This is a genomic window from Streptomyces sp. NPDC090106, from assembly GCF_044747265.1.
In the GTDB taxonomy this organism is placed as follows: domain Bacteria; phylum Actinomycetota; class Actinomycetes; order Streptomycetales; family Streptomycetaceae; genus Streptomyces.
In genome coordinates this window covers 448,560-462,173 of the sequence record NZ_JBIVDS010000003.1, presented here as the reverse complement: position 1 = coordinate 462,173, position 13,614 = coordinate 448,560, and the positions used below count along the sequence as shown (strand labels likewise).

The window sequence follows — 13,614 nt, the reverse complement described above, 5'->3', positions numbered from 1 at the left end:
GCTCGCCCGGTCGGCATGGAAACGATCATGTCGCCCCGGTCAACTGCCGGGATCTCTCCCGCCCGAAGGTGCCCTGCATGGTTCTCGTCATCGTCGTCGCCGCCCTCGCCCTGCTCGCCGGACTCGCCGCCAACCGCTGGCTGCGTCCCCGCCTGGTCAACGCGGGCGACGACGAAGGCATGGCCGTCAAAGACCTCGTCGGACCGCTGCTGACCATGACCATCCTGCTCCTGTCCTTCGTCCTGGTCACCGCCAACGGCTCCTACGGCAAAGCCGAAGTCGCGGCGCGGGGAGAGGCCCGCGCCCTGGACCAGCTCGTCGAGACCGCGGAGTACGCCCCCGCCGGCGAACGGAGCGACATCCAGGCCGGGGCCGTCTGCTACGCGCGCGCCGTCCGCACACAGGAGTGGCCCGCGATGTCCGACGGCAACGGCTCGTCCGCGCCCAGCGTGTGGTCGACCGGCTTCCGGCAGACCTTCGAGACCCTGGCCGACCAGCCGGTCTTCGGGATGCTGGTCGCCGCCGACAACAAGCGCTCCGACGAACGCGAGGAACGCCTCACCCAAGCCACCTCCAGCATCCCCGGCACCATCTTCTGGTTCCTGCTCGCCACCCTGGTCATCACCGTCACGGCTCTCGGTATCTGCCTGCCCCGCAGGAACAACCGCGGCCAGATCGTCACCCTCGTCGTGATCACCGGACTGCTGACCTGCGCCCTGGTCATCATCCGCGACGTCGACCGCCCCTTCGGCGGCATCATCGACATCTCCCCCACCGCGATCACCGAGACCGAACGCCAGGCCGAGCGCGACTTCACCACCAACCACCCCGCCACCGACCTGCCCTGCGACGGCGAAGGGAACCGCACGGCCTGAACGCGATCGAGGCGGGCGGGGGCGGAGGGCACGCTGCTCCGGTCGGCGGGCGCCGAAAAACGTTTGACGGCCTGGGGCAGGCCACTGCTACGGTCGCGGAGGCCGTGCGAGAGAACGAGGAGGTGGTACCCGTGAACATGTCGACATGGGTGCTCTCCTCAGGAGTCACGGTCGGACGATAGACGCGTCGTCCGGGAGCGCCGAACCAGTGCACTCCCGAAAGGCACGACCATGCATGTCATCTCCGACCAGCTCCTGGACGACCACGTCCGCGAGCGCGCCTTCACCCTCGACGGCATCCCGGGCTTCCTGTGGACCCCCGCTTCGGCCCGCGCCACCGCTCCGGTGCCGCTGATCCTGCTGGGCCATCCGACGCTCGGCCTGCCCCGCATGTATCCCCGGCTCGCGGAGCGGGCCAGGCACTGCGCGGCGCAGGGTTTCGCCACGGCCACCATCGAACTCCCCGGCTGCGGCAACCGCCCCAGCCGGCCGGACATGGACCGGACTCGCGCCGAACTGCGCCGGACGCTGCAAGCAGGTCGACCGGTCACCGACGACCTCGTCGACAGGCTCGTCCTCCCCTTGATCGAGCAGGCCGTCCCCGAATGCCGGGCCGCCCTGGACACCCTCCTCGCCCTGGACGAGATCGACGGGCCCGTGGGCTGCTCGGGAGGCATCATCTCCCTCGGCATCCGGCTGGCGACGACCGACCCACGCATCAAGGCCGTCGGCCTCTTCGCCGGAAGTTACATCCCCCACGCCATCGTGGAGGAAGCCCGCCGCCTCACCCTTCCCGCACATGTCCTGCTGCAATGGGACGACCAGGGCAACGACCGCCAGGCCGCCCTGGACCTCTTCGACGCCCTCGGCTCCCAGGAGAAGACCCTCGAAGCCAACATGGGCGGCCACACCGGTGTCCCCGCGCACGCAGGTGACTGCGCGGCACGGTTCTTCACCCGGCACCTGACCCGAACCCCGACCCGCACGAGCGCAGCGGCGACCGGCTGACACGAGGTCCGAGGGCACCAGCCCCACACCCGCACGGGGCCCCGCCGCCGCCCGGGGAGCCCTGACATCTGTCAGGACCTCTCCTGCATGCCTGGCTCCTACTCTTTCGCGCAGGACGCCCGGCACAGGGGCGCAACAGAAGGGCAGGGAATGACGATCGACTGGAAGCGCGCACTCGCCACCGGAGCGGCGGGGATCGCACTCGTGGGCGGAGCCGGTCTCGCGACCGCCTCACCCGCGGCGGCAGCGGAACCCAACGTGTTGCAGTGCAGCACCTGGATCGAGGGCGATGTCGCCTACGGCCAGTGCTACAACCCCGGGACGCAGCTTCACGCGTTCTCCGTTCGCGCCATCTGCGGCTGGGCCCCCGACGCGTACTCGAACTGGGTCTATGTGACGCCGGGCAACACTCACAGCATCGGTATCGGCTGCGGCCCGTTGAGCACCGGTGTCGGCGGCGTGGCGATCGAGTTCGGCGGCTGAGCGCCGGGGACTCAGGGTTCTGGCCCTGCCGTGTGAGCGGCAGGGCCGGACTCGCGTCACGTGGCGACGGGGGGAGACGATCGGGCCGGACGTGCGGGACTCTCCATGTCCGTGTCGCCCCGCCCTGGCCTTCCGTCAGCCTGCTCGGTCACCGCGCAAGGGGTGTCACTCCCCGCGGATGTGCCACCTCCCCGTCGTGGGGTGCCACACCAGTCGCACTCTGCCCTGGTCCGGTCTGCGGAGGCTCAGTTCGTCCATGTCGAGTGACGACAGGGCGCGCAGCGACTCGTCCGAGGCGTTCGACCACACGAAGAGGGTGATCCCCGTCCGAGTGTCGTCGGCGATGAGCAGGCCGGGCTGCTCATCGCCAGGGGGCTCCTCGCCGGTGGTAGCCCCTGCGCTCTCGTCGACCGACTCAACTGACGCGGCATCCGCGGGTCGTTGGGCGTCCTGGCGCATCAACCGGCGTACCAGGTTCCTGGCTTGTCCGTAGGCGTCGTCGGCGGCCTTGGAGACGAGCGCCTGGATGAAGGGCACCACCGCGGTGGTGACCAGCGCGGTGACGGCGACCGTGGCGAGCTGGGGCAGGGTGCCGGCCGACTTCGTGCTCTGTGTGTCGAGTCCCTGATCCTCCAGGAGCTCGTACTTCTCCCGCCAGGTCGCGGCCTCGTCCGTCCGCCCGAGCTCGTGCAGTACGTCGGCCAGGAGGCCGATGCCGCTGACTTCACCGGCCTCGGCCTCGGGTCTCACCCACTGCTCCGCCTCGCGCAACCGGCCCTGGCGCATGAGGAGGCGGGACAAGTCGGTTCGCGCGTGGGTCACCCCGTGGTCGACGGCCGTCCGGTACCAGCGCTCAGCGTCGTCGGGCCGCTCCCGCTCCTCCGCGAGCCGGGCCAGAGACGTCATCGCATGCTGGTCCCCGGCCTCCGCCGCGCGCCGGAGCCACGGTTCCCGCTCCTCCGCACCGATGCCGCTCTTCCAGGCCATGGCCCGCACCGCCTGCGGCCAGCCCGTCTCCGCGGCACGTCGGCACCACTGGGTCGACAGCGAGGCTTCGGCATCGCCCTCGGGATACCGGTTGACGGCACGGTCCCAGTAGACCCTGCTCAGGCAGTACATAGCCTCGCCGTCCCCCACCTCAGCGGCAGCCAGCAACCACCGCTCGGCCGGCTCTCCTCTGCCACCCACATCGTAGAAGTGCCTGCCCAGAGCCTTCATCGACCCGACGTCGCCGACCTCCGCGGCCAGTACCAGATTCGGGTCCGGCTCCCCCCACACCATTCTCCGTACGGCCATCCGCCCCTCCCCGTCCCGCGCCCCGAGACACGTTTCCACAGGGGGCCGGCATCAAAACCCTGAGCGTCCTCGTTTCCTGGCTCCGGGGCCGTCGATCGCCTGCCGGGAACGGCTCCGCTCGGCGGGAAGGAGCAAGCGTCACCGCGCGTGCGGAATCCGGTAGACGGAGACATGGGAACGCGACTCCGCGGTGAACTCCCCGCCGGTCCAGTCCGCGTGCCTCGTCTCCGGTTCGAACCCGGCCAGCTGTGCCATCAAGTCGAGTTCGGCCGGCCAGATGTAGCGATGCGGGCTGCGGAACAACCTCGCCTGCTGGGTCTCGTCGAAGTGGAAGTGATGGGACACGACGTGCTGGTGGAGCACGTCGTAGGTGTCCAACCCGATGTAGCCGGGCTCGGACTGCCAGACCGTGGCCGCCTGGCCCGGTGGGAGTCTGCGCAACTCCGGTACCCACAGCTCGATCACGAACCGGCCCCCAGGTCGCAGGTGCCGCGCCGCGTTGCGGAAGCACCGCACCTGCTCCTCCTGGGTGAGCAGGTTGGAGATCGTGTTGTACACGAGGTAGACGAGCGCGTACTCGCCCGGAGCGGCGGTGGTCGCCATGTCACCGACGATCACCGGAATCGCCGTTTCATCGGCCTTGGTCCGCAGTTGCTCCACCATCGGCACGGACAGCTCGATGCCGGTGACGGGGACTCCTCGCGCGGCGAGCGGGACGGCGACCCGGCCCGTTCCGACGGCGAACTCCAACGCGGCTCCGCCCTCCGCCAGTTCGGCGAGACGGTTCACGACCGGTTCGAGGACTTCGGGCGCGAACATCCCGGACCCTGGCGTGTCATAGCGCTGCGCCGTCTCGGCGTCCCAGATCCGCTTCTGCTCCATTGCGCCAACGCTCGCCGCAGGCCCACGCGTTGTCCACCGAGTTTCCGCGCCTGCTCGCCCTGGCGGCGTCCGGAGCAAGTACTTCGTCCGCCGGCGGCCTACTGCGGCACCTCGCAGGGCGAGGCTCGATCAGCGCGATCGCGAACACCCCACAGGTGAACCCGCCGAACCAGAGGATCGGCACCCAGTCCACCGTCGGTACGGCACATTCCTCGTCCGCACCGCCCAACCCTCCGAGGGACAGGGTCAGTCCCAGCAGCAGAGCGACCGGCACTTCGATCGATCAGCGGCTGCCACCAACTCACACCCTGTGCCTCCGCGCCCGTCGCAGGAACGGTGCCTCGACGACGTAGTACGACACGAGGGCCATCGCCGCGGTCAGGACGATCGACGCCGACAGGAGTCCGTCCTTCATGCCGAGCGAGGCCAGCAGTCGGATGACGGGGTAGTGCCACAGGTAGATGCCGTAGCTGAGGTTGCGTCCCGTCCAGGACAGCGGGGTGAGTGCCAGGGTGCGGGACAGCAGGCTGTCGGGGCGCAGTTCGAGCCCGGCGACGACGGTGGCGGACACGACGGCCACGCCGAGGAACCCGGCCGTGTACCAGAGGGCGGTCCACACGCCGTGGTCCCCAGTCACGGGCACCCGCCAGGCCACCAGTGCCAGCACGGCGAGGGCGGGCAGGGCGAGGCGGCCGGCCCAGGTGCGCAGCAGTGCCAGCCGGGGGTCGTCCGCGCGGAGCCGTGCCAGGACGACGGCGATGAGCGCGCCGGCCAGCAGCTGGTCGGCGCGGGTGTCGGTGCCGTTGTAGATGCGGTGGACCGCGTCCGGGTTCCAGAGCACACAACGCCACAGGAAGGGCAGCACGCACAGGGCGGCCACACACATGAGCACCAGCCGGGCCCGGAGCCTGCGCAGGAGGAACAGCAGAAGGAGCGGCCACAGCAGGTAGAACTGCTCCTCCACGGCGAGCGACCAGGTGTGTGCGAGGGGGCCGCCGGAGTACGGGCCGGACGCCATGGCCCGTACGAGGTTGGTCGCGAACGCCGCGGCGAGGCCCGCCGCGGGCCATGACCCCTCGAAGGCCCACAGTGAGGTGGCCGCCGCGAGGACGAGACACACCGCGCACAGCGCCAGCAGCGCGGGGACCAGACGTAGCCAGCGGCGCCGGTAGAAGGGCATCAGCGCGATGGTGCCGGTGCGGGCGTACTCGGCGAGCAGCAGGCGGGTGATCACGAAGCCGCTGATGGTGAAGAAGACGTCGACGGCCACCGAACCGCCGGGGACGAGGGTGTGGTCGACGTGGTAGACGAGGACCAGTGCGACGGCCAGGGTGCGCAGTCCGTCGAGGCCGTTCACCCGGCCGCTGCGCCGAGTGGCCGAGGGGAGTCCCCGGCCTGCGGTGGGTGGTCCTACGGCCTCGGGTCTGCGGGCAGCGACTGCCGGATCCGTGCTGCCCGCTTCTGCGGCTGTCGTGTCCGACGCCTTCACCAAGAGCGCGATCGTCTTTCACCTGCCCACTGATTCGGAGTGATTCGGTGCACCTGTCCGCAATTCACCGTCACATGCGTCCCTGTCGCCCAGCTGTCTGAATCCAAGGACGATCCGATGACATGACTGTCAGGCAGGACGAAGCGTCACGGCTGTGGTGGAGGCGTTGGGGGAACCGGCCGGTCCGGCGCCCCGGGCAGGTCGGGTCAGGCGCTCTGCCGGACGATCAGGGTGGGGTGCAGCGCAGGCGTGTCCGGAGGGGTGTCGCCCTCGATTCCGGCCACGATGACGCGGGCGAGGTGGGTGACGAGAACGGCCTGGTTGTGGTCGATGGTCGTCAGCGGCGGGCCTGCGAAGGGGGCGAGGGGGATGTTGTCGGCCCCGATGACGGCGAGGTCGCGCGGCGCCGAGAGGCCGAAGTCGCGCATGACGCTCATGAGGGCGAGGGCGTAGTCGTCGCTGTAGACGCACACCGCGGTGACGCGCTCGGCGGCGGGGACGTCGAGCCAGCCGCGCAGTGCCGCGGCCACGCCGTCCGGAGTGAGGTCGGTGCTCTCCACCTGCGGGCGGTCCAGGCCGAGGTCGAGGCAGGCGGCTTCGGCCCCCTCGATCCGCAGCCGCCGGAAGAGCCGGTCGTGTTCGGCGCGGGGCGCGAGGAATCCGATACGGCGGTGTCCCTGCGCGGCGAGATGTTCCACCTGGAGCGAGCCCACCAGGCTGCCCCGGGCGAGCAGCGGGTTGCCGGTGTGTTCCTCGTCCCACAGGAGTCCCTGGGCGACGAAGACGCCGGCGCTCTCGATCGACGTCCGCTCGTCCCGGCCCACGTCGTCCAGGAGCAGGACGGCCGCCGGCATGATCGCCTTCCACAGCTCGCCGACGGGCGTCCCCTGCTTCAGCCGGCGGATGACGGGCTGGAGGTTCAGCTGTTCGAGCTGCGCGGTCAGGCCGTCGACGAATCCGGACATCGCGTAGCCGAGCGGCCAGTCGGGGAGCACGATCAGCACGATGTCGGACCGGCCGAGGCGCAGGGCGCGGGCGGCGGCGGAGGGCGTGTAGTTCAGCTCGCGGGCGGCCTTGAGCACACGGCGGCGGGTCTCCTCGGGGATGCGCGTCAGCGACTTGTTGTTCAGCACGTAGCTGACGGTCGCCTGCGACACCTGGGCCGCTTCCGCAACCTGTCGTGCCGTGACCCGGGCAGTTCCCATGCGGCGCCTTGTCGTCGGACTCGTCGGATGCGGTTCGCGGGTCCATCGTACCGACGATGCTTGCTGGTCACGGAGGTGGCTTGTACTGTGCTTATACGTTTCAGCGCTTATACGTATCAGCAGACGCTCGACAGGCGTACCCGGCGGCCCCGCCGGCCGTTCGCCGCGATGATCAGAGAGTGACGCCAGCCATGGACCACCTTGAGGAACGCCCGCCGCACCTGGCCGTCGCGCCCGCCCCGGATCCGCGCTCCCCCAGCGGCGAGACCGCTCCGGGCGGCCCGCGCACGACGATCGCCAGGGGTGCGGGCGACGGCGATCCGCCCCAGGTGAGCGCAGGGTTCGTCCTCCTGTACGCCCTGGCCTCGTTCGGCGCCCTGCTGGTCCTGCTCACACCGTCCCTCGAGAGCCTCGCCCTGCGGATCAACGCGTCCGTGCCGGCCGACCGGGCTCCCGGTGTCCTCGGAACCGTGCTGGCCGTGGGCCTCGGTCTCCAGGTACTGGCCCTTCCCGTCATCGGGCGTCTGAGCGACCGCACCCGGTCCAGGTTCGGCAGGCGCCGCCCCTGGATCGTCCTCGGGCTGACCGGGCTGGTGGCCGGAGCGCTGGTCATGGCCTTCGCGCCGGGCGTCACCGGCCTCACCTGCGGCTACGCCGTCGTGTCGGTGGCGGGCAGCTCCTGCGTCGCCGCCCTGCTGGCGGTGATGTCGGACCGGGTGCCGGTGCGGCAACGCGGTCTGGTGTCGGCGTTCCTGGGGCTGGGCACCGTCGCGGCCCTGGTCGTGGGCTCCGTGATCGTGGCCCTCCTGCCGCACGACTCGGACGGCATGTTCGTCGTCCCGGCCGTCGTCGGCGCCGCCCTGCTGGCGCTCTTCGCCGCGCTGATGAACGACCGGCCCTCGTCCCACGACGCTCCGCACCCCAGGCTGACCGTGGCCATGATGGTCTCCACCTTCTGGGTGAGCCCGCGCCGCCACCCCGACTTCGGCTGGGCCTACCTCAGCCGCTTCCTGCTCCAGCTCGCCTACGCATTCCTGACCACCTACCAGGCGTTCTACCTGATCAGCCATCTGGGGACGGCCGACGCCGACGTGCCGGGACAGGTGCTGACCGGGACCCTCCTCCTCGCGGGCGCCACGATCGTCGCGAGCGTGGTGTCGGGCCGGCTCTCGGACAAGCTGGCGCGCCGGAAGGTCTTCGTCATCACCGCGGCGTTCATCACCGCCGGCGCCCTGCTCGTCATCGCGGGCGCCCACGACCTGACCTTCTTCTACGCCGGACTGGTGCTCGGCGGTATCGGGTACGGCGGCTACACCGCCGTCGACCTCGCGCTGGCGACCGACGTCCTGCCCAACCCCGAAGACGCCGCCAACGACCTCGCCATCTTCAACACCGCGTCGACGCTGCCGCAGGCGCTCGCCCCGGCCGTCGCACCCGGCATCCTGGCGGTCACCTCGGGGTCGTACTCCGCCCTCTATGTCGTGGCCGCCGCCCTCGCCGTGGCGGGCGGCCTCGTCATCCCCCGTGTGCGAGCGGTCCGATGAGCGCCGCCCCGATGCCGCAGCCGGCCGGCGACCCCGTCTTCCTCCCGCCCTGCGGGACCGTCATCGGCCGGCGCGACGGCGCCGTCGTCCGCGCCACGGGCATCCCCTACGCCACCGCGGCGCGGTTCGAGGCCCCGCACCCGCCGGAGGACCGCACCGAACCGTTCGCCGCGCGCAGTTGGTCGCCGATGTGCCCCCAGCCCGCCGACCCGATCGCCGACACGATGTTCGGACCCGACCCGCGCTCCCTGCGCACCGACGAACACCGGCTGCACCTGTCGATCACCATGCCGGCCCGGCCGCACCCGGCCCCGCTGCCGGTGATGGTCTGGATCCACGGCGGCGGCTACGTCACCGGGGCCGGCGACCTCGCGGTGCTCGACCCGGCGTCCCTGGTCGCCGAGCAGCAGGTCGTGGTCGTCACCGTCACCTACCGCCTGGGCCTTCTCGGGTTCGTCGAGACGGTGGACGGCCCGAAGGCGAACCTCGGCCTGCTGGACATCAGGGAGGCGTTCCGCTGGGTCCGGCGCAACATCTCCGCCTTCGGAGGCGATCCGGACCGCGTCACCGCGTTCGGGCAATCGGCGGGAGCCGCCGCACTGGTGGACCTCATGGCGACACCCGAGGCCGAGTCCCTCTTCACCCGAGCCATCGTCCAGAGCGCCCCCCTGGGCATCATGCGTGGCCGCGCCCGGCTGAACCGAGCCCTCTCCCGGCGCGCCGACGTGATCCGCGACGCGACGCCGATCGAGGAGGTCGCGGAGGTGCAGGCCGACGTCGTCCGAGCGGGAGCACGGTTCGGACTCAAGGGCGCGATGCCCATCGCTCCGCAGTACGGACACGCGCCCCTACCGGCGGAGCGTGAGCTCGACGCCGCGCTGCGCAGGGCCGCGCCCCGCATCGATGTCCTCATCGGCACCACGTCCGAGGAGGCGCGGCTCTTCCTCCCGATGCTCCCGGTGCCGGCCAGGTGGTTCCGCACGCCCTTCGTCGGGCGGGTCCTGGAACGCGGTGTCGTGGCGTTCTGCACCTGGGTGGTGTACGCGCGCGGCGCCCGCCGCTTCGCCCGACGCCACCGCCGCGCGGGCGGACGCGTGACCCGGTACGTCCTGTCGTGGTCCGCTCCGGGAAACCCTGTCGGCGCGGGCCACACCATCGACCTGCCCCTCCTGCTCGGCGACGGGACCGTCTGGGCCAAGGCGGCGCTGATCGACGGAGCGTCGTGGGACGACGTCCACGCGGACGGCCGTCTGCTGCGGGCGGTATGGGCGGGCTTCGCGCGAGGCGAGCAGCCGGAACCGCGAGGCGGGGCGCGGCGGTTCCTCCACATCCGTTCCTGATGGCACCACCAAGCAACGGCGCGCGCGGCACAGTTGCTCCGCCCTGGTTCCGTCCGTCCGCGGACCGGGACCTCCTCGCCGATGCTCAGGCGTACCGGGCCGCCCGAACCTCACGGCCGGCCCGGTACGCCAATGGTCAGTGCACGCCGGTCACTTCAGGGTGACGGCGTCACCGACCGAGACGATCCGAGCGGTGGTGGTCGTGCCCGGGAAGTACCAGCGCCAACTGCCGGCCGAGGTGACGGTCACCTTGGTGCTCAGCTTCCCGGCGGCGCCCGTCCTCACGGTCTTGACCGTGCTGTAGTGGGCGGCTCCGGCCCGGCGGTACTGCAGCTTGACGTCCTGGCCGGTGAACCCGTGGTACTTCAGGTCCTCCCAATTGGCCCGGGACAGCTTGCCGTTGATGGTGAGCTCGGCCCCCTTGGCGACCGGCTCGGGGGTCGCGTCGGTGGTGAGCTTCGAGGCCCGCTTGACCTTGTACAGGGCGACGCGGTCCGAGATCCAGTAGTCGCCGTCGTTGGCCTTGACGGTGGCGTTGACCTGCCAGACGCCCGCGACCTTGTTGCTGTCGATGTCGTCGCTGCTCGCGATCCAGGCGGGGTCGACCGTCATGGTGCCGGTGCACACCGATGTCGTCGACGACTTCTTCACACAGGACGAGTCCCCGTCCCAGGTCACGAAGCCGTAGCCGTTCGACGTGTTGAACGTGCTCAGGTCGGTGATCTTCTTGACGCCCGAGTCGTCCTTGACGGTGACGGCGATCGGGTAGTGGACCGTCTTCGCCGTGCCGATGACGACGTTGGCGCCGCGGTTCACGACCGTGCCGGTGACCCGGATGTCACCCTTCCCCTCGGCGTGGGCGCCGGTGGCCGTGAGCAGGACGAGAGCTGAAGCCCCGCCCGCCACGGCCCACTGTCTGTGTCCGTACCTGTGTCTCATGTTCCTCCCCTGATGTGTCGTGGGAGAGGGTATGCCGCTTCGGCGATCGACATCGCCCGTGTGCGCCCGCTGCATCCGGGACGGGGGACGGCGCCGAAGCAGGGGTGAGACCTGTACCCGCGGAGGAGGCACCGGGTGGCGATGACGAGGTGGCAGCCGCGTGCGGACGGCGGGCAGCCGTCGGGCCGTCACTGCGCCCACACCCGCACGGACGATCCGGCACCCCTGAGCGCCCGGTGCCCCGAGTGCGCGGCACGCGGTCGGCTCCGAAGCGATCTGCTGCTGTGCCTGAGCTGCGGCCACGTGGGCTGCAGCGACTCCTCGCCCGGCGCTCACGCCCACGCCCACTTCGAGGAGAGCGGCCACCCCGTGGCCCGCACGCTGGCGCAGAGCGTGGAGCACGTGTGGGCCTGGTGCTACGAGGACGAGGTCTATCTGGAGCCGGCCGCCGCACACTGAGCGGGCCCCGCGTCGCACCGGGCGGGCACATGTGCGGCCGTGCCGAGGTGTGCCGGGGCCGAGCCGATCCGGCTCTCTGGCGCCGCCCCTCGCCGGGCGACCGTCACACCGTGTCTTCCGGAGCGACCCGGAACTCGAACTCGGGGCGGTCCCACGGCACCGCGGGCGGATTCGCGAGCACGGTCCCGGTCCGCACCGCTCCGACGCGGTGGTAGAAGTCCTCGGTGGGAACGTGCGACACCACCCTGAGACGGTCGATCCCCTCGGCACGGGCCTGCGACTCCATGTGCGCCACGAGCTGCCGCCCGATCCCCCGGCCCTGCACCTCGTCCGCGACGAACAGCAGGTCGAGTTCCGGTGGAGCGAGGACGAGCGAGTAGAACCCGAGGACGCGGCCGTCGTGCTCGTCGCCTCCGACGGCCACGAACACGCTGTGCGCCTCGATGTAGTCGGGACCGACCCGGTACCCGGCGACTGCTCCCGCGTACTCGCCCTGATAGGCACCTGAGCCACGCACCAGGCGCGTGAGCCGTTTCGCGTCCCGCGCGACGGCCCTCCGGATCGTGATCGGCCGGCTGGTCGGGAAGGTGCGTGAGCTCACGGAGACAGTATTTCCCACCGGGAGATCCGGTGCGGACCGGGCCGGGTGTGACGGTCGGCTCAGGCGCCGCGCCCGGGTGCGCAGGTGTCCGCGGTGCGGGTGCGGTCAGGGCTTCCGCTCCCCCTCCCCCGCGGCCGGTCCGGTCACTTCCCGGGCCAGGGCGGTGAGGTCGCCGTCGGTGAGCAGGCGGCCCTCTCGGGTCATGAGGGCGCGGGCCCGGGCGAGGACCGCGTCGATCTGGCCGGTGGTGAGGTCGGCGCCGGCCTCGGCCAGCTTGTCGGCGAGCGTGTAGGGGCCGCTGTCGGGGGTGAACGGAACGACACGGGCATTGCCGACCAGAGTGGGTTCCAGGCAGTTGTGCAGCAGGGGGTCCACCTCGGTCTCCTGGGTGATGATGTCCAGTCCGCCCCAGCAGAAGGCGCTGGTGCCGGTCACGGGGTGGTTCCAGGCGACGCGGTAGCCGGTGAGTTCCTCCCCGGCGCGGGCCAGATCGGTCAGGCGGGTGGTGGTGATGCCGGTGCGCACCCCGTACAAGGTCTCGAAGGCCATGGCGGTCGCGGCCAGGTCGGCGTTGCCGGGGCCGCCGCAGTAGCCGTTCACGGACAGTTCGACGACGTCCGCGCCCGCCCGTACCGCGGCCACGGCACAGGCCACGGCCAGGCCGAAGGTGTTGTGCGGGTGCAGGCCGACCTGGACGCCGGGGGCAAGCTCCTTGGTGCGGGTGACGAGGTGGGCGTAGGCCTCGGGGCTCATGGCGCCGGGGCCGTCGAAAAGGGTCAGTTCTCCGGCTCCGGCCGCGGTGAGCACGCTCACCGACTCCTCCAGGACCTCGTCGGTGAGGTAGGAGACCATCAGCAGCGGCACGATCACGTCCAGCCCCCGGCTCCGGGCGTGCTCGATCAGGGTCACCGCCCGGGCCAGGACGTCGCTCCGGCCGCGCACACGGTGCCCGGCACGCCAGTCCTCGCCGCGCCAGGCCTGCTGGTAGACGGCCGGGTTGTAGAGGAGGGACGCCTCGGCGAGCCCCTGGACCCAGATCTGCACCGCGTCGTAGCCCGCGTCGGCGGCCCGGTCGATGTCGGCGGTGGTGCGCAGCAGCGGCAGCACCAGCCGGCAGTCGGGGCGTTCGCCCTTGACGACCTCGACCTCGGTGCGCAGTGCCTTGTCGTCACGGCCGGCCAGGCCACCGGCCACCACCTCCCGCACCCCCGCTCCGAGGAGGCGGCGCAGATAGGCCTCCTTGGCCTGCTCGGAGGCGAGGACGCCCGGCAGGGTCTCGACGGAGCGCAGGGTGGCGTCGCGCAGCCGCACCGAGTCGGGCAGCGGGCCGCGCACCTCCGGTCGGCGGTTGAGCGGGCTCACCGACCAACGGCCCGGTTCATAGGCTCCCGGCGCCCGTCCGGCACTCAGCTCGGCGCGGAACCGGGCGATCTCCTCGGCGCTGAACACGGCCGGCTTCTCCACGGGCTCTCCTGGCGGGCTCGCTGGGGCAG

General features: G+C 71.3%; 13 protein-coding genes. 6 read left to right on the top strand and 7 right to left on the bottom strand.

All coding sequences use genetic code 11. The features are described 5' to 3' along the window. Window positions 1–77: 77 nt before the first annotated feature. The 3 genes from ACIPSE_RS11980 to ACIPSE_RS11970 all read left to right on the top strand — a co-directional run bounded on the left by ACIPSE_RS11980 (window position 78) and on the right by ACIPSE_RS11970 (window position 2,366). Entirely contained in the window at window positions 78–875 is a 798-nt protein-coding gene (locus ACIPSE_RS11980; RefSeq protein ID WP_401660870.1) for a hypothetical protein, read from the top strand. A gap of 231 nt (window positions 876–1,106) precedes the next feature. After that, on the top strand, window positions 1,107–1,883 hold the full coding sequence (locus ACIPSE_RS11975) for a dienelactone hydrolase family protein (protein WP_401660867.1): 777 nt from the start codon (window positions 1,107–1,109) through the stop codon (window positions 1,881–1,883). A 150-nt stretch (window positions 1,884–2,033) separates the two neighbouring features. Further along, window positions 2,034–2,366 carry a hypothetical protein gene (locus ACIPSE_RS11970; protein WP_401660863.1) on the top strand — a complete coding sequence of 111 codons (333 nt, stop codon included), beginning with the start codon at window positions 2,034–2,036 and terminating at the stop codon, window positions 2,364–2,366. 165 nt (window positions 2,367–2,531) lie between these two features. Here the strand turns inward: ACIPSE_RS11970 and ACIPSE_RS11965 are convergent, their stop codons facing one another. From ACIPSE_RS11965 to ACIPSE_RS11950, 4 genes are all read right to left on the bottom strand, one after another. Beyond that, window positions 2,532–3,662: a hypothetical protein gene (locus ACIPSE_RS11965; RefSeq protein ID WP_401660861.1), complete on the bottom strand. Its 1,131-nt coding sequence runs from the start codon at window positions 3,660–3,662 to the stop codon at window positions 2,532–2,534. 138 nt (window positions 3,663–3,800) lie between these two features. Then, window positions 3,801–4,544, bottom strand: a complete 744-nt coding sequence (locus tag ACIPSE_RS11960) for a class I SAM-dependent DNA methyltransferase (protein WP_401660858.1) — start codon at window positions 4,542–4,544, stop codon at window positions 3,801–3,803. Window positions 4,545–4,845: 301 nt separating this feature from the next. Beyond that, a complete protein-coding gene (locus ACIPSE_RS11955) occupies window positions 4,846–5,901 on the bottom strand; it encodes an acyltransferase family protein (RefSeq protein ID WP_401660855.1) in 1,056 nt (351 codons plus the stop codon). Window positions 5,902–6,239: 338 nt separating this feature from the next. Next, window positions 6,240–7,238, bottom strand: a complete 999-nt coding sequence (locus tag ACIPSE_RS11950; RefSeq protein WP_401660852.1) for a LacI family DNA-binding transcriptional regulator — start codon at window positions 7,236–7,238, stop codon at window positions 6,240–6,242. 179 nt (window positions 7,239–7,417) lie between these two features. Here ACIPSE_RS11950 and ACIPSE_RS11945 point away from each other — a divergent pair, with 179 nt between their 5' ends. Together ACIPSE_RS11945 and ACIPSE_RS11940 are read left to right on the top strand one after the other, a co-directional pair. Further along, window positions 7,418–8,782: an MFS transporter gene (locus tag ACIPSE_RS11945; RefSeq protein WP_401660849.1), complete on the top strand. Its 1,365-nt coding sequence runs from the start codon at window positions 7,418–7,420 to the stop codon at window positions 8,780–8,782. 11 nt (window positions 8,783–8,793) lie between these two features. Next, entirely contained in the window at window positions 8,794–10,122 is a 1,329-nt protein-coding gene (locus tag ACIPSE_RS11940; protein ID WP_401660846.1) for a carboxylesterase family protein, read from the top strand. A gap of 150 nt (window positions 10,123–10,272) precedes the next feature. Here the strand turns inward: ACIPSE_RS11940 and ACIPSE_RS11935 are convergent, their stop codons facing one another. After that, window positions 10,273–11,061 carry a hypothetical protein gene (locus ACIPSE_RS11935; protein WP_401660844.1) on the bottom strand — a complete coding sequence of 263 codons (789 nt, stop codon included), beginning with the start codon at window positions 11,059–11,061 and terminating at the stop codon, window positions 10,273–10,275. A gap of 141 nt (window positions 11,062–11,202) precedes the next feature. Between ACIPSE_RS11935 and ACIPSE_RS11930 the strand changes: the two genes are divergently transcribed. Further along, a complete protein-coding gene (locus ACIPSE_RS11930; RefSeq protein ID WP_401661722.1) occupies window positions 11,203–11,520 on the top strand; it encodes a UBP-type zinc finger domain-containing protein in 318 nt (105 codons plus the stop codon). A gap of 103 nt (window positions 11,521–11,623) precedes the next feature. Here the strand turns inward: ACIPSE_RS11930 and ACIPSE_RS11925 are convergent, their stop codons facing one another. Together ACIPSE_RS11925 and ACIPSE_RS11920 are read right to left on the bottom strand one after the other, a co-directional pair. Further along, entirely contained in the window at window positions 11,624–12,121 is a 498-nt protein-coding gene (locus tag ACIPSE_RS11925; protein WP_401660841.1) for a GNAT family N-acetyltransferase, read from the bottom strand. A gap of 105 nt (window positions 12,122–12,226) precedes the next feature. After that, window positions 12,227–13,585, bottom strand: coding sequence for a hypothetical protein (locus ACIPSE_RS11920; RefSeq protein WP_401660838.1), 1,359 nt, complete (start codon window positions 13,583–13,585; stop codon window positions 12,227–12,229). Window positions 13,586–13,614 lie beyond the last annotated feature (29 nt).

What these genes read in the sequence shown, in the direction of transcription:
- ACIPSE_RS11980 (WP_401660870.1), top strand. Translation starts at nt 78, where the DNA reads ATGGTTCTCGTCATCGTCGTCGCCGCCCTCGCCCTGCTCGCCGGACTC.
- ACIPSE_RS11975 (WP_401660867.1), top strand. Translation starts at nt 1,107, where the DNA reads ATGCATGTCATCTCCGACCAGCTCCTGGACGACCACGTCCGCGAGCGC.
- ACIPSE_RS11970 (WP_401660863.1), top strand. Translation starts at nt 2,034, where the DNA reads ATGACGATCGACTGGAAGCGCGCACTCGCCACCGGAGCGGCGGGGATC.
- ACIPSE_RS11965 (WP_401660861.1), bottom strand. Translation starts at nt 3,662, where the DNA reads ATGGCCGTACGGAGAATGGTGTGGGGGGAGCCGGACCCGAATCTGGTA.
- ACIPSE_RS11960 (WP_401660858.1), bottom strand. Translation starts at nt 4,544, where the DNA reads ATGGAGCAGAAGCGGATCTGGGACGCCGAGACGGCGCAGCGCTATGAC.
- ACIPSE_RS11950 (WP_401660852.1), bottom strand. Translation starts at nt 7,238, where the DNA reads ATGGGAACTGCCCGGGTCACGGCACGACAGGTTGCGGAAGCGGCCCAG.
- ACIPSE_RS11940 (WP_401660846.1), top strand. Translation starts at nt 8,794, where the DNA reads ATGCCGCAGCCGGCCGGCGACCCCGTCTTCCTCCCGCCCTGCGGGACC.
- ACIPSE_RS11935 (WP_401660844.1), bottom strand. Translation starts at nt 11,061, where the DNA reads ATGAGACACAGGTACGGACACAGACAGTGGGCCGTGGCGGGCGGGGCT.
- ACIPSE_RS11930 (WP_401661722.1), top strand. Translation starts at nt 11,203, where the DNA reads ATGACGAGGTGGCAGCCGCGTGCGGACGGCGGGCAGCCGTCGGGCCGT.